Raw genomic sequence first — 14,585 nt, forward strand, 5'->3', positions numbered from 1 at the left:
ACTTCGTTAAGGACATTACATTTGTCCAGTATTTAGCAAAATTGGCCTGTATCCGCTCTGCCTGCCCACGCCTTATCCTTTATTCAACCTTTCTGACTTAAGGAAAAATAATGGAACTGTACCTGGATACCGCCAACGTGGCGGAAGTTGAACGCCTGGCGCGCATTTTTCCCATAGCGGGCGTCACCACCAATCCGAGCATCATTGCCGCCAGCCGTGAATCCATTTGGGACGTGCTGCCGCGCCTGCAAAAAGCCATCGGGCCAGAAGGCACGCTGTTTGCTCAAACCATGAGCCGCGACGCAGAAGGCATGGTGGAGGAAGCCAAACGTTTAAGTAACGCCATCCCGGAAATTGTGGTGAAAATCCCGGTGACGGCTCAGGGGCTCATCGCGATTAAAGCATTGAAAAAAGACGGGATAACCACGCTGGGAACCGCCGTTTACAGCGCGGCGCAGGGCTTGCTTGCCGCACTGGCAGGCGCGAAGTATGTCGCGCCGTACGTAAACCGCGTTGACGCTCAGGGCGGTGATGGCATTCGCATGGTCCAGGAGCTGCAATCCCTACTGGAACTGCACGCGCCGGAAAGCAAAGTGCTGGCCGCCAGTTTCAAAACGCCGCGTCAGGCGCTGGACTGCCTGTTGGCGGGATGCGAGGCAATCACGCTTCCCTTAGACGTAGCGCAACAAATGCTCGGCACACCGGCGGTAGAGTCAGCCGTAGAGAAGTTCGAGCAAGACTGGAAAAACGCGTTTGGTAACCTCAATCTCTAAGGGAGAACTGTTATGGACCGTATCATTCAATCGCCGGGAAAATATATCCAGGGCGCTGATGTGCTTACCCGTCTCGGCGACTATCTGAAACCCCTGGCCAATCGCTGGCTGGTTGTCGGCGATAAATTTGTGCTGGGTTTTGCCGAAGAGACCCTGCGTCAGAGTTTTAAAAATGCGGAACTCTATGCCGAAATAGCGCCGTTTGGCGGCGAGTGTTCACAAAATGAAATCGATCGGCTGAAAAAACTGGCCGACGGCGCCGACTGCCTGGCAGTCCTGGGCATCGGCGGCGGTAAAACGCTGGATACCGCCAAAGCGCTGGCTCACTTTATGGACGTGCCCGTCGCCATTGCACCGACTATTGCCTCCACCGATGCGCCGTGCAGCGCCCTTTCCGTTATCTACACCGACAGCGGCGAGTTCGATCGCTACCTGATGCTGCCGCACAACCCGAACATGGTCATTGTGGATACCAAAGTGGTAGCAGGTGCGCCGGCACGTCTGCTGGCCGCCGGGATTGGCGATGCGCTGGCGACCTGGTTTGAAGCACGCGCCTGCTCGCGCAGCGGTGCGACCACCATGGCGGGCGGCAAATGTACGCAGGCTGCACTCGCGCTGGCCGAGCTGTGCTACAACACGCTGATTGAAGAGGGTGAAAAGGCCATGCTTGCAGCGGAACAGCATGTAGTAACACCGGCGCTGGAACGCATTATCGAAGCCAACACCTATCTCAGCGGCGTAGGATTTGAAAGCGGCGGACTGGCGGCGGCACACGCTATTCATAACGGTATGACGGCGGTACCGGACGCGCACCACTTCTATCACGGCGAAAAAGTGGCGTTTGGTACGCTGACGCAGCTGGTGCTGGAAAACGCGCCGGTAGAAGAAATAGAGACCGTCGCGGCGCTTTGCCACAGCGTTGGGCTGCCGATTACGCTGGCACAGCTAAATATTAAACAAGATATTCCGGCCAAAATGCGGCTGATCGCAGAGGCGTCCTGTGCGGAAGGAGAAACCATCCACAATATGCCTGGCGGCGTGTCGCCGGATCAGGTTTACGCGGCGCTGCTGGTGGCTGACCAGTATGGGCAGCGGTTCCTGCAGGAGTGGGAGTAACTGGCATGAATAAAAATCCCCGCATCGGCGGGGATTTTTTTGCCCGTAGGCCGGGTAAGGCGTAGCCGCCACCCGGCACAAGGGTTACTTCACGTCAAACCGGTCCAGATCCATTACCCTCGCCCATGCTGCAACGAAGTCGCGGACAAACTTCTCGTGTGCATCATCACTGGCATAAACCTCGGCCAGCGCGCGCAGCACGGCGTTTGAACCGAAGACCAGATCGGCGCGGGTGGCGGTATATTTCACTTCACCGCTGGCGCGATCGCTTCCGGCAAACAGCTCATTTGATTCGTCGGTCGCCTTCCACTGGGTATTCATGTCCAGCAGGTTCACGAAGAAATCATTGCTCAGCACGCCTTCGCGGTTGGTGAACACGCCGTTCTTACTGCCATCAAAGTTGGCACCCAGCACGCGCAGACCGCCGATCAGCACCGTCAGCTCCGGTGCGGTCAGCGTCAGCTGTTGGGCTTTATCAATCAGCAGGGATTCCGTCGTGGACACATCCACCTGCGCACGGTAGTTGCGGAAGCCATCAGCAACCGGTTCGAGCAGGTTAAACATCTCGATATCCGTCTGATCCTGGCGCGCATCCACGCGGCCCGGCGTAAACGGAACGTTGACGTAAACGCCTGCCGCTTTTGCGGCCTGCTCAACGCCTACCACGCCCGCCAGCACGATAATATCGGCCAGAGAGGCTTTGTTGGTGGTGCGCTGGATAGCCTCCAGAGCCGGCAGCGCACGAACCGCTGCGGCGTTCACGTCCCAGTCACGCTGAGGAGCAAGCGCCAGACGCGCACCGTTGGCGCCGCCACGCTTATCGCCACCGCGGAAGGTCGATGCCGACGCCCAGGCCACAGAAACCAGCTCGCTCACGGAGAGGCCAGAGGCCGCAATTTCCGCCTTCAGACTTTCAATGTCCTCTTTGGTCGGATTGAATACCGCCTCCGGCAGCGGGTCCTGCCAGATCAGATCTTCTTTCGGCACTTCCGGGCCGAGGTAACGCGATTTTGGTCCCATATCGCGGTGGGTCAGTTTGAACCACGCGCGCGCGAAGGCTTCGTTAAAGGCCTGCGGGTCGTTCAGGAAACGGCGGGAAATCTTTTCGAATTCCGGGTCAAAACGCAGCGTCAGGTCGGTAACCAGCATCGTTGGCTTACGTTTTTTGGACGGGTCGAACGGGTCAGGCATGATTTCCGGCGCATCCACGGCTTCAAACTGAATCGCTCCCGCCGGGCTGCGGGTCTGCACCCATTCGAATTTAAACAGGTTCTCGAAGAAGTAGTTGCTCCACTGGGTCGGAGTTTGTGACCAGATGACTTCCAGACCGGAGGTAATGGCATCAGCGCCCACGCCCGTACCGTGCGTGCTCGCCCAGCCGAGGCCCTGCGCTTCAATCGGAGAGGCTTCCGGGTCAGTACCCACGTGGGTGGCTTCACCCGCGCCGTGGGTTTTGCCGAGGGTATGGCCGCCTGCAATCAGCGCCACGGTCTCTTCGTCGTTCATACCCATGTTGCCAAAGGTGGCGCGAATCGCTGCCGCCGCTGACAGCGGTTCGCCGCTGGCGTTTGGCCCTTCCGGATTGACGTAGATCAGGCCCATTTCGGTGGCAGCCAGCGGACGCTTCGCCAGCGCTTCCGGGTCACGGTGGGTCAGCCAGGCTTTCTCATCACCCCAGTTCACGTCCAGATCCGGTTCCCAGACGTCTTCACGTCCAGCACCAAAACCAAAGGTGCGGAAACCCGAGTTTTCCAGCGCCACGTTACCCGCGAGGATAAACAGGTCAGCCCAGGAAATTTTTTGACCGTATTTTTTCTTGATGGGCCACAGCAGACGGCGCGCCTTATCCAGGCTTACGTTATCCGGCCAGGAGTTCAGCGGCGCAAAGCGCTGTTGACCGCGTCCAGCCCCACCGCGTCCGTCAACGGAGCGATAGGTACCCGCGCCGTGCCAGGCCATACGGATAAACAGGCCCGCATAGCTGCCCCAGTCGGCAGGCCACCACGGTTGAGAGTCGGTTAAGAGTGCTTTGAGGTCGCCTTTAAGGGCGGAGTAATCAAGTTTGCTGAATTCTTTGCGGTAGTCGAAGTCTTCACCCAGCGGGTTCGAACGATTGGAATGTTGGTTAAGAAGATCGATGCGGAGTTGTTTTGGCCACCAGTCGCGGCTGCCTGTACCTGCGCCCGCGCTGTGATCGACGCCGCCCTGGTGGAACGGGCATTTGCCGACTGATGCCGCTTTATTGGTCTCGTCTGACGTGCTCATCGCTATGCTCCCTTTTACAGTGTTACCGTTACGATATACACCACTAGCAATAAGTTATAGTTGAATTAATCCACAGATTCGATAGCTGATACCTTTTAACTTTTTGCCCTATTAAAAAGCCCTCAATTTAAGAGGGCTTTTGGTGTTTTACGCGGGGCGAACGCCCAGAGTGTGGCAGATGGCGTAGCTCATTTCCGCACGGTTTAGCGTGTAGAAGTGGAAATCTTTCACTCCTTCACGGCTTAAAATTTTCACCATGTCCATCGCGATATTAGCCCCCACCAGCTTGCGGGTTTCCGGGTCATCGTCCAGCCCTTCGTACATTTTGGACATCCACAGCGGAATGCGGACATTGGTCATATCAGCGAATTTCTTCGCCTGCTTGAAGTTAGAGACCGGCAGAATACCCGGGATAATTTCAACGTCGATGCCCGCGGAGACGCAGCGGTCACGGAAGCGCAGATAGCTTTCGACATCGAAGAAGAACTGGGTAATGGCGCGATTCGCGCCGGCGTCCACTTTACGCTTGAGGTTAAGCAGATCGGCCTGGGCGCTTTTCGCTTCCGGATGCACCTCAGGATAAGCGGCAACGGAGATATCAAAATCAGCCACGTCTTTCAGCAGCGCGACCAGATCGGCGGCATACATGTCCGGCTTACCGCTGCCCGGCGGCAGATCACCGCGCAGTGCGACAATATGACGGATGCCGTTATTCCAGTAATCCTGGGCGATAGCCCGTAACTCGTCGCGGGTCGCGTCGATACAGGTGAGGTGCGGCGCCGCTTCCAGACCGGTACGATCTTTGATGCCTTTGATAATGCTGTGCGTACGATCGCGCTCGCCGGAGTTAGCGCCGTAAGTCACGGAAACGAACTTCGGCTTCAGGCTGCTGAGACGATCGATAGAGCTCCACAGGGTTTGCTCCATTTCACTGGTGCGCGGCGGGAAAAATTCAAAAGAGACGTTAATCTGACCGTTTACTTCGGCCAGGCTCTGATTCAGTGCTTCCCGCTGGTTGGCGTGAAAAAAGCTCATACCTTACCTCTATCAATCACATGTCGTTGTCTGTTGTCTTGTGAACTTCTATACGTTTAGACGTCCAGATGTAAAAATGACGGAAAAGCAGAGGGACGTCAACATAAATAATCAACAATAACGGTGAGGTTTGCTCAGACAAGATGAAGAAAGTTCATGATGGGGAGTGAGACATCCCCTGCCCAGGACCTTACTGCCCTTTGGGTAAAGGGGAAAAGACCGCACCAGGCAGTCTTCTCCCTATGGGGTGTACGGTGCGGTTTTAATGCCAGCAGAAGTGATGCACAACCTGAGTAATCAGTTCGCGGGTTGGCTTGATGAAGCGGGTTTCCAGATATTCATCCGGCTGGTGCGCCTGGTTGATGGAGCCGGGGCCAAGGACCAGCGTAGGGCAAAGCGTCTGAATAAACGGCGCTTCGGTGCAGTAGTTCACCACGTCGGTTTTCTCACCGAGCAGCTTTTCCACCACCTCAACCAGCTGATGGTCCGGCGGGCATTCGTAACCCGGGATCGGCGGATGCAGTTCGGAGACAGTCAGGCGGCCCGGCCAGCGCTCGCTCACCGGGGCCAGCGCCTCATTCAGCAGGCCGTCGAGATCGCTGAGGGTCATACCCGGCAGCGGGCGGATGTCCATATGCAGTTCGCAGCAGGCGCATATACGGTTCGAGGCATCGCCGCCGTGCAGGCTGCCGAGGTTCAGGGTCGGATACGGCACGGTGAACGCGTCATAGTGATAGCGCTCTTTCAGATCGTCGCGCAGGGCCATGATGCGCCCGATGGCGTCATGCATCAGCTCAATGGCGTTCACGCCGCGCGCCGGGTCGCTGGAGTGGCCGGACTGGCCGAGCACGCGCACGGCCGTAGAGATATGGCCTTTGTGCGCGCGAATCGGTTGCAACGACGTCGGCTCGCCGATGATCGCGCAATCCGGGCGAATCGACGTGTTTTCAGAGAAGTAGCGCGCGCCAGCCATGCTGGTTTCTTCATCAGCGGTCGCCAGAATGTAGAGCGGTTTTTTCAGCTTCGTCACGTCCACGTCACGCAGCGCGTCGAGGATAAAGGCGAAGAAGCCTTTCATGTCGGCGGTGCCCAAACCGTAGAGCTTGTTGTCGTGCTCGGTCAGGGTGAACGGATCGCGCGTCCAGCGGCCATCGTCAAACGGCACGGTGTCGGTATGACCGGCCAGCAGCAGGCCGCCCGCACCGGTTCCGGTGCTGGCGAGCAGGTTAAATTTGTGGCGGGTTCCGGGAACGGGCTGAACCTCAACGTTAAAACCAAGATCGCTAAACCAACCCGCCAGCAGATTGATTAAAGACTCATTGCTCTGATCCAGCGCTTCTTCCGTTGCGCTGATGGACGGTGTGGCAATCAGGGCGCGGTAGATCTCGATAAATGGCGGTAAGTTCATTTTCATTGTTGACACACCTTAGGTCGTGATAGTATCAATATTCATGCAATAAATGTGAATAAAAATACATTAACGTTGAGCATAAAGGAACCCGATGTTGAATACGCTGATTGTAGGCGCTAGCGGTTATGCGGGCGCAGAGCTTGTAAGCTACGTGAATCGCCATCCACATATGACCATAACCGCTTTGACCGTGTCAGCGCAAAGCAATGATGCAGGAAAGTTAATTTCCGATTTGCATCCGCAGCTTAAGGGCCAGGTCGATCTGCCGCTGCAGCCCATGTCTGACATCAGCGAGTTTACCGACGGCGTCGACGTGGTGTTTTTAGCCACCGCGCACGAGGTCAGCCACGACCTGGCGCCGCAGTTTCTGGCGGCTGGCTGCGTGGTCTTCGACCTCTCCGGCGCGTTCCGCGTTAACGACGGCGCGTTCTACGAAAAATATTACGGTTTCACCCATCAGCATCCGGATCTGCTGGAAAAAGCGGTGTACGGCCTGGCGGAGTGGAGCGCTGACAAACTGAAAGAAGCTGACCTGATTGCCGTTCCGGGCTGCTACCCGACTGCGGCGCAGCTTTCCCTGAAGCCGCTGATCGACGCAGGCCTGCTGGATCTGAGCCAGTGGCCAGTGATCAACGCCACCAGCGGCGTGAGCGGTGCAGGCCGCAAGGCGGCGATCTCCAACAGCTTCTGCGAAGTGAGCCTTCAGCCGTATGGCGTGTTTAATCACCGTCATCACCCTGAAATCACGACGCATCTGGGCGCGGACGTCATTTTCACCCCGCACCTGGGCAGCTTCCCGCGTGGGATCCTCGAAACCATCACCTGCCGCCTGAAACCGGGCGTGACCAAAGAGCAGGTGAACGAGGCCTTCACGCAGGCGTATGCGGACAAACCGCTGGTGCGCCTGTACGACAAAGGCGTGCCGGCGCTGAAAAACGTGGTCGGTCTGCCGTTCTGCGATATCGGCTTTGCCGTTCAGGGTGAGCATCTCATCGTGGTGGCCGCAGAAGATAACTTACTGAAAGGCGCTGCCGCACAGGCAATGCAGTGTGCAAATATTCGTTTCGGTTTCCCGGAAACGCAGGCTCTTATTTAAGGTGTGATGATGAACCCATTAATTATCAAACTCGGTGGTGTACTGCTGGATAGCGAAGAAGCGCTGGAGCGTCTGTTTACCGCGCTGGTGAACTATCGCGAATCACATCAACGCCCGCTGGTGATTGTACACGGCGGCGGCTGCGTGGTGGATGAGCTGATGAAAGGGCTCAACCTGCCGGTGAAAAAGAAAAACGGCCTGCGCGTGACGCCTGCTGACCAGATTGACATCATTACCGGCGCGCTGGCGGGTACGGCGAACAAAACGCTGCTGGCGTGGGCGAAGAAACACCACATCGCGTCCGTTGGCCTCTATCTGGGCGATGGCGACAGCGTAAAAGTGACCCAGCTCGACGAAGAGCTCGGCCACGTTGGACTGGCGCAGCCTGGTTCGCCTAAGCTGATTAATACGCTGCTGGAAGGGGGTTTCCTGCCGGTGGTGAGCTCAATCGGCGTGACCGAAGAGGGCGAGCTGATGAACGTCAACGCTGACCAGGCAGCAACCGCGCTCGCGGCAACGCTGGGCGCGGATCTGATCCTTCTCTCCGACGTGAGCGGCATTCTGGACGGAAAAGGCCAGCGCATCGCAGAAATGACGGCAGAGAAAGCCGAGCAGCTGATTGCGCAGGGCATCATCACCGACGGCATGATCGTCAAAGTGAACGCCGCGCTGGATGCCGCGCGCACGCTGGGCCGCCCGGTGGATATCGCCTCATGGCGTCACGCTGAACAACTGCCTGCGCTGTTCAACGGTACGCCGATTGGCACGCGTATTCTGGCGTAATCGATTTAACGTTTTGTAAGCCCGGTAAGCGCAGCGCCACCGGGCAATGAAATTCAAAGATATTAAGGAAGCATGTTATGGCACTTTGGGGTGGGCGTTTTACACAGGCAGCGGATCAGCGGTTCAAACAGTTCAACGACTCTTTGCGCTTCGACTACCGCCTGGCCGAACAGGATATTGTCGGCTCTGTGGCCTGGTCCAAAGCGCTGGTGACGGTGGGCGTATTGACCGCAGACGAACAATTACAGCTGGAAGAAGCGCTGAATAATCTGCTGGAAGAGGTGCGTCTTAACCCGCAGCAGATCCTCGAAAGCGATGCTGAAGATATTCACAGCTGGGTGGAAGGCAAACTTATCGACAAGGTCGGCCAGCTGGGCAAAAAGCTGCACACCGGACGCAGCCGTAACGACCAGGTCGCCACCGATCTGAAGCTATGGTGTAAAGATACCGTTGGCGAACTGCTGGCGGCTAATCGTCAGCTGCAGAGCGCACTGGTGGAGACCGCGCAGAACAACCAGGACGCGGTGATGCCGGGATATACCCACCTGCAGCGCGCACAGCCGGTGACCTTTGCGCACTGGTGTCTGGCCTACGTCGAGATGCTGGCGCGTGATGAAAGCCGTCTGCAGGACACCCTAAAACGTCTGGACGTCAACCCGCTGGGCAGCGGCGCGCTGGCCGGAACCGCTTACGAAATCGACCGTGAACAGCTGGCAGGCTGGCTGGGCTTTGCCTCCGCCACCCGTAACAGCCTGGACAGCGTGTCTGACCGCGACCACGTGCTGGAGCTGCTCTCCAATGCCTCGATCGGGATGGTGCATCTGTCGCGCTTTGCCGAAGACCTGATCTTCTTTAACTCTGGCGAAGCGGGCTTCGTCGAACTGTCCGACCGCGTGACCTCAGGCTCATCCCTGATGCCGCAGAAGAAAAACCCGGACGCGCTGGAGCTAATTCGCGGTAAATGTGGCCGCGTGCAGGGCGCGCTGACCGGCATGATGATGACCCTGAAAGGGCTGCCTCTGGCGTATAACAAAGACATGCAGGAAGACAAAGAAGGACTGTTCGACGCGCTCGACACCTGGCTGGACTGTCTGCATATGGGCGCGCTGGTGCTGGACGGCATTCAGGTGAAACGTCCACGGTGCCAGGAAGCGGCGCAGCAGGGCTATGCGAACTCTACCGAGCTGGCGGATTATCTGGTGGCGAAAGGCGTACCTTTCCGTGAAGCGCACCATATTGTGGGTGAAGCGGTAGTGGAAGCTATTCGTCAGGGTAAACCGCTGGAAGATCTGGCGCTGGCCGACCTGCAGAAGTTCAGCGCGGTTATCGGAGATGATGTGTATCCGATTCTTGCGCTGCAGTCTTGCCTGGATAAGCGTGCCGCGAAAGGCGGCGTGTCGCCTAAGCAGGTGGCGCAGGCGATAGCGGATGCGAAAAACCGTTTGGTTTAATCTGTCCTGACTGGAGCCCTCTCCCACTGTGCGGGGAGAGGGCCAGGGTGACGAGTTACAGCAGCTTAGCCAGACGGTTGATGTCGGACTGAATTGCTCCAGCGGTAACATCGCGGCCCGCGCCAGGACCGCGGATCACCAGCGGGTTATCGCGGTACCAGCGGCTTTCGATGGCGAAGACGTTATCACACGGCAGCAGCGCCGCCAGAGGATGCTCAGGACGCACCGCCTCGACGCCGACCCGCGCCTTTCCGTTAGCCTCAAAACGCGCCACATAGCGCAGTACCAGCCCCATCTCGTTCGCCGCTTCCAGACGCTGAACCATCTGCTCGTTAAGCTCTTCACCATTTTCAAAGAAATGGTCCACAGAACCTTCTTCACAGCCGGCTGGCACCAGTGATTCGACGCGTACGGAATCCGGTTCGATGTCGTAGCCGGCTTCACGCGCCAGGATTACCAGCTTACGCATCACGTCTTTACCGGAAAGGTCAACGCGCGGATCGGGTTCCGTTAAGCCCTGCTGCCACGCCTGATCCACCAGGTCGGTGAACGGTACGGTGCCGTCAAACTGCAGGAACAGCCAGGAGAGCGTGCCGGAGAAGATACCGCTCAGCGCCAGAATGCTGTCGCCGCTTTCAATCAGGTCACGCACGGTGTGGTTAACCGGCAGGCCCGCGCCCACGGTGGCGTTATACAGCCAGTGACGGCCAGTTTTTTCAAACGCGTCGTGGATCTGACGGTATTTATCGGTGCTGCTCGCCCCCGCCAGCTTGTTGGCGCTGATGACGTGGAAACCGTGGCTGGCGAAATCAAGGTACTGATCGGCAAGCTGTTCGCTGGCGGTAACGTCCAGCACCACCAGATCGTCATACGGGTGCGCGCGCATCCACAGGAACAGCGACTCTTCATCCTGCTCAACCGCTTCATCGTTAAAGAAGGCAAGCGCGCGGCTGGCGTCCAGCCCTTCGTAGTTCAGCAGGCTGCGACGACTGTCTACCACGCCCGCAAGAATAAATTCAAACCCGGTACGCGCCGAGAGCGTCACCTGTTCGCGGGCAAACAGCTCAAGCCAGCGGGAACCGATATTACCTTTCCCGAACAGCACCAGGCCGATGCGTTTTTCCGCGCGGAACAGGGAGGTATGCAGACCCTGAATCAGGCTTTCGGTTGGCCCTTTGCGCAGAACGGCAACCAGGCTGATGCCCTCTTCCGACTGCCAGGTGAACTCCACCGGCTGGCCTTTCAGCTGCTGCCAGAAGCGGTGGCAGTGCAGCGGGTTACGGGTGACGCCCGCGCCCACCATCGCCACCAGAGCCAGCCCCTGACGCAGGCGAAGTTCGCCCGGCAGGCCTGCTTCATCCAGAATTTTCAGCGCGCTGTCCGCCACTTCTGCGGTATAGCAGAACTGCAGCAGCTGGCGGTCATTGTGAACACCCACGGCCAGCGGACGCACCTGAGCACGTTTCAGGATCGTGTCGATCTCTTTATGCGCCAGCTTGAAGTCCTGCCCCGCAGGCACCTGGAACTCAATCAGGCAGATGTCGTCATGACTGGTGACAATACGTGCCCCGGTACCGGACGCCAGCACGCGCTCAATGCGCGTGGAGCCTTGATCCGGGGTGTAACTGCAGCGCAGCTGGAGGTCGATATCGCTGCCGGAAACCGGCTGCAGCGTGCGCGCGTGCAGTACCGGCGCCGCCAGACGGGCCAGCTCACTGGCTTCATCCAGGCGCAGCAGCGGCAGCAGGCAGGCATCCTTAACTTTACGCGGGTCCGCGCTGTAAACACCGGCCACGTCGCTCCAGATGGTGACGCGGGACACGCCCGCCAGGGCACCAATCTGCGTTGCCGAGTAGTCCGATCCGTTACGGCCCAGCAGCACGGTTTCGCCCGCGTTGCTGCGGCTGATAAAGCCGGTGACGACAATACGTTTGCCCGGGTGCTGCACCAGCAGCTGTTGCAGCAGCGGGTAGGACAACCCTTCATCCACCTGCGGCTGCGCGGCGCGTTCGGCGCGCAGGAAATCACGCGCGTCGAGCCAGGCCGCTTCCACGCCCAGGTGTTGCAGCACGGCGGCCATCAGGCGTGCGGACCACACTTCACCGTGGCCCACCACTTCGGCATACACCGCATCGGTAATACCGCTGTCCAGCAGGGCAGCCAGACGCTCAAGGTCATGGGTGAAGGCGCCGATCAGCCCGTCCGCCACGTCCGCAGGCAGCAGGCCGGCAATCAGCTCGCTCTGGTAACGACGTAAGGACTGTTGCACCTGATGCGCAGAAAGGCGATCGGTCTGGCTCAGTTTCAGCCAGCTAATCAACTGGTTGGTGGTGCTGCCCGCTGCCGAGACAACCATCATGTCACCCGGCTGTGAATATTCCGTCATGATCCCTGCAACGCGCAGGTAACATTTCACATCAGCAAGACTACTACCACCAAACTTGTGCAGTTGACGACCCTTCGCCCCTGCCTGCGCTATCACACTCATGATTACCCCTTGGCTGCGATCCGGAAGCCATTTTCCAGATCGGCAATTAAATCTTCAGAATCTTCAATGCCGGTTGAGATACGCAGCAGCGTCTCAGAAATCCCGGCGGCGGCACGTGCTTCCGGTGCCATACCTGCGTGCGTCATGGTTGCGGCGTGGGAGATCAAGCTTTCAACCCCACCTAAGGATTCCGCCAGCGTAAACAATGACAGCCCGCTCAGGAAGCGACGCAGCGTTTGCTCGTCACCATCCAGTTCAAAACTTAACATCGCGCCAAACCCTTTCTGCTGGCGCGCGGCAATCTCATGCCCCTGATTTTCCGGCAGCGACGGGTGATAAAGCTTTTTCACCAGCGGCTGGGTTTTCAGGAAATCGACAATCGCCTGGGCATTGCGCTGCGCCACGTCCATGCGCGGCGAAAGCGTGCGGATGCCGCGCAACAGCAGATAGCTGTCGAAGGCGCCCGCGGTGACGCCAATGTTATTGGCCCACCATGCCAGTTCGGTGACAACATCCGGATCTTTGGCAATTACCACGCCTGCCACTACGTCAGAATGGCCGTTCAGATATTTAGTGCATGAATGCAATACCAGATCGGCACCCAGTGCGAGTGGGTTCTGAAGGGCCGGACTGAGGAACGTATTATCCACTACACTTATCGCTCCCGCATCCCTTGCGAGCTGACAAATTTTCGCAATATCGACAACGCGCAACAATGGATTGCTTGGACTTTCCACCAGAACCAGCTTTGGTTTCTCTGCCAGAGCCTGTTTCAGCGCCTGTTCGTCGTTTTGATCGACAAACAGCACGCGATAGCAGCCGCGTTTTGCCAGGCTGTCAAACAGACGATAGCTACCGCCATAGCAATCGTGTGGGGCAACCAGCAGATCGCCCGGTTTCAGGAACACGGTGGTCACCAGGTGAATGGCGGACATCCCGGTATTGGTTAATACTGCCCCTGCGCCCCCTTCCAGTTCCGCAAGCGCGCGCTGGGTCACGTCACGCGTAGGGTTGCCACGACGCGAGTAGTCATGCGCGCGGGGTTCATTAAATCCGGTGAAGTTGTAGGTACTGGAAAGATGAATCGGCGGGACAACGCAGCCGTACTGCTCGTCATCATTTAATCCGCTACGCACTGCAATAGTGGCCTGTTTACGCGTCATGGTGAGGGCTTCCTGGCGAATGAGGTGAAAAGTCAGGCACCAGAGTAAACATTGAAAGTATGGACGTCAATACATCTGGACATCTAAACTTCTTTGCGTATAGATTGAGCAATGCGCAAATAGCCGTTAAAATTATATGCTTTAGTGCACGCTGCAGCGGCAATATCCGTGCCACGGTATCGTCTCTACGGTAAACTAGACAAGATTGCGGTTCAAAACGGGTGGTTACAGGTTTTGCACCTTTAGATAAATGACTGAGAGGATTAAAGGTATCTCATGGCTGAATGGAGCGGCGAATATATCAGCCCATACGCTGAGCACGGTAAGAAGAGTGAGCAAGTAAAGAAAATTACGGTTTCCATTCCTCTGAAGGTGTTGAAGATCCTCACCGATGAACGTACGCGTCGTCAGGTGAACAACCTGCGCCACGCGACCAACAGCGAACTGCTGTGCGAAGCGTTTCTGCATGCGTTTACCGGTCAACCGTTGCCGAACGATGAAGATCTGCGCAAAGAGCGTAGTGATGAAATCCCGGAAGAGGCGAAGGTGATCATGCGTGAACTGGGTATTGACCCGGAGACGTGGGAATACTGAGAAGCGGATACAAAAAAGGCACCTTGCGGTGCCTTTTTTCTCGGGAAACTTATTTAGCGCCCGGGATGCTGAAACGCTTGTTGAAGCGGTCAACACGGCCACCGGTTGCAACGTCACGCTGCTTACCAGTGTAGAACGGGTGGCATTTGCCGCACACGTCCAGGTTCAGATCGTGACCCACGGTAGAGCGGATCTGGATAGAGTTACCGCAAGAACAGTTTGCAGTAATCATTTCGTATTTCGGGTGAATATCTTTTTTCATGGGAGAACCTCAGTTAAGGCCGCGTCGCTCTTCCAGCCCTAACGCCAGACACCACGCGATGTTGATTGTAAGTTCTTTGGCGTAAAGTACACCAAAGGCGGCGAATCATACAGAATTTGACCAACGTATGCAAACTGATCCGCACGCC

12 protein-coding genes are annotated in these 14,585 nt (G+C 57.5%); 6 read left to right on the forward strand and 6 right to left on the reverse strand.

Going from position 1 to position 14,585, the window contains the following annotated elements; all coding sequences use genetic code 11:
• Positions 1-110: 110 nt before the first annotated feature.
• Together fsa and gldA are read left to right on the forward strand one after the other, a co-directional pair.
• Positions 111-773 carry a fructose-6-phosphate aldolase gene (fsa, locus tag PUP35_RS21315; protein ID WP_274241298.1) on the forward strand — a complete coding sequence of 221 codons (663 nt, stop codon included), beginning with the start codon at positions 111-113 and terminating at the stop codon, positions 771-773.
• A 12-nt stretch (positions 774-785) separates the two neighbouring features.
• Positions 786-1,889 (forward strand): bifunctional L-1,2-propanediol dehydrogenase/glycerol dehydrogenase, encoded by a 1,104-nt coding sequence (gene gldA, locus PUP35_RS21320; RefSeq protein WP_115876991.1) that lies wholly within the window; start codon positions 786-788, stop codon positions 1,887-1,889.
• A gap of 84 nt (positions 1,890-1,973) precedes the next feature.
• Here gldA and katG read toward each other — a convergent pair whose 3' ends face one another.
• From katG to argE, 3 genes are all read right to left on the reverse strand, one after another.
• Positions 1,974-4,154: a catalase/peroxidase HPI gene (katG, locus tag PUP35_RS21325; protein ID WP_223580761.1), complete on the reverse strand. Its 2,181-nt coding sequence runs from the start codon at positions 4,152-4,154 to the stop codon at positions 1,974-1,976.
• 147 nt (positions 4,155-4,301) lie between these two features.
• Positions 4,302-5,189: a methylenetetrahydrofolate reductase gene (metF, locus tag PUP35_RS21330; RefSeq protein ID WP_023309676.1), complete on the reverse strand. Its 888-nt coding sequence runs from the start codon at positions 5,187-5,189 to the stop codon at positions 4,302-4,304.
• A gap of 262 nt (positions 5,190-5,451) precedes the next feature.
• The gene (argE, locus tag PUP35_RS21335; RefSeq protein ID WP_047653031.1) at positions 5,452-6,603 is read right to left on the reverse strand and encodes an acetylornithine deacetylase; all 1,152 of its coding nucleotides are present in this window, start codon (positions 6,601-6,603) and stop codon (positions 5,452-5,454) included.
• An 88-nt stretch (positions 6,604-6,691) separates the two neighbouring features.
• Between argE and argC the strand changes: the two genes are divergently transcribed.
• The 3 genes from argC to argH all read left to right on the forward strand — a co-directional run bounded on the left by argC (position 6,692) and on the right by argH (position 9,930).
• Positions 6,692-7,696, forward strand: coding sequence for an N-acetyl-gamma-glutamyl-phosphate reductase (gene argC, locus PUP35_RS21340; protein ID WP_111963965.1), 1,005 nt, complete (start codon positions 6,692-6,694; stop codon positions 7,694-7,696).
• A gap of 6 nt (positions 7,697-7,702) precedes the next feature.
• Complete coding sequence (argB, locus tag PUP35_RS21345; RefSeq protein WP_090420882.1) at positions 7,703-8,479, forward strand: acetylglutamate kinase; 777 nt, start codon at positions 7,703-7,705, stop codon at positions 8,477-8,479.
• 77 nt (positions 8,480-8,556) lie between these two features.
• Entirely contained in the window at positions 8,557-9,930 is a 1,374-nt protein-coding gene (argH, locus tag PUP35_RS21350) for an argininosuccinate lyase (RefSeq protein WP_274241308.1), read from the forward strand.
• Positions 9,931-9,985: 55 nt separating this feature from the next.
• Here the strand turns inward: argH and PUP35_RS21355 are convergent, their stop codons facing one another.
• Together PUP35_RS21355 and metB are read right to left on the reverse strand one after the other, a co-directional pair.
• Complete coding sequence (locus tag PUP35_RS21355) at positions 9,986-12,418, reverse strand: bifunctional aspartate kinase/homoserine dehydrogenase II (protein WP_115876989.1); 2,433 nt, start codon at positions 12,416-12,418, stop codon at positions 9,986-9,988.
• Between the two features lie 2 nt (positions 12,419-12,420).
• Positions 12,421-13,581 (reverse strand): cystathionine gamma-synthase, encoded by a 1,161-nt coding sequence (gene metB / locus PUP35_RS21360; RefSeq protein ID WP_045909121.1) that lies wholly within the window; start codon positions 13,579-13,581, stop codon positions 12,421-12,423.
• 276 nt (positions 13,582-13,857) lie between these two features.
• On the opposite strand from metB, the gene metJ reads away from it, so the two are divergent.
• Positions 13,858-14,175 carry a met regulon transcriptional regulator MetJ gene (gene metJ, locus PUP35_RS21365; protein WP_015966498.1) on the forward strand — a complete coding sequence of 106 codons (318 nt, stop codon included), beginning with the start codon at positions 13,858-13,860 and terminating at the stop codon, positions 14,173-14,175.
• A gap of 49 nt (positions 14,176-14,224) precedes the next feature.
• On the opposite strand, the gene rpmE is transcribed toward metJ, so the two are convergent.
• Positions 14,225-14,437 carry a 50S ribosomal protein L31 gene (rpmE, locus tag PUP35_RS21370; RefSeq protein WP_003862040.1) on the reverse strand — a complete coding sequence of 71 codons (213 nt, stop codon included), beginning with the start codon at positions 14,435-14,437 and terminating at the stop codon, positions 14,225-14,227.
• Positions 14,438-14,585 lie beyond the last annotated feature (148 nt).

The sequence above is a fragment of the Enterobacter sp. S-33 genome, from assembly GCF_028735835.1.
Taxonomy (GTDB): domain Bacteria; phylum Pseudomonadota; class Gammaproteobacteria; order Enterobacterales; family Enterobacteriaceae; genus Enterobacter; species Enterobacter vonholyi.

What these genes read in the sequence shown, in the direction of transcription:
- rpmE (WP_003862040.1), bottom strand. Translation starts at nt 14,437, where the DNA reads ATGAAAAAAGATATTCACCCGAAATACGAAATGATTACTGCAAACTGT.
- argC (WP_111963965.1), top strand. Translation starts at nt 6,692, where the DNA reads ATGTTGAATACGCTGATTGTAGGCGCTAGCGGTTATGCGGGCGCAGAG.
- metJ (WP_015966498.1), top strand. Translation starts at nt 13,858, where the DNA reads ATGGCTGAATGGAGCGGCGAATATATCAGCCCATACGCTGAGCACGGT.
- fsa (WP_274241298.1), top strand. Translation starts at nt 111, where the DNA reads ATGGAACTGTACCTGGATACCGCCAACGTGGCGGAAGTTGAACGCCTG.
- gldA (WP_115876991.1), top strand. Translation starts at nt 786, where the DNA reads ATGGACCGTATCATTCAATCGCCGGGAAAATATATCCAGGGCGCTGAT.
- metB (WP_045909121.1), bottom strand. Translation starts at nt 13,581, where the DNA reads ATGACGCGTAAACAGGCCACTATTGCAGTGCGTAGCGGATTAAATGAT.
- PUP35_RS21355 (WP_115876989.1), bottom strand. Translation starts at nt 12,418, where the DNA reads ATGAGTGTGATAGCGCAGGCAGGGGCGAAGGGTCGTCAACTGCACAAG.
- argE (WP_047653031.1), bottom strand. Translation starts at nt 6,603, where the DNA reads ATGAAAATGAACTTACCGCCATTTATCGAGATCTACCGCGCCCTGATT.
- metF (WP_023309676.1), bottom strand. Translation starts at nt 5,189, where the DNA reads ATGAGCTTTTTTCACGCCAACCAGCGGGAAGCACTGAATCAGAGCCTG.
- argB (WP_090420882.1), top strand. Translation starts at nt 7,703, where the DNA reads ATGATGAACCCATTAATTATCAAACTCGGTGGTGTACTGCTGGATAGC.
- argH (WP_274241308.1), top strand. Translation starts at nt 8,557, where the DNA reads ATGGCACTTTGGGGTGGGCGTTTTACACAGGCAGCGGATCAGCGGTTC.
- katG (WP_223580761.1), bottom strand. Translation starts at nt 4,154, where the DNA reads ATGAGCACGTCAGACGAGACCAATAAAGCGGCATCAGTCGGCAAATGC.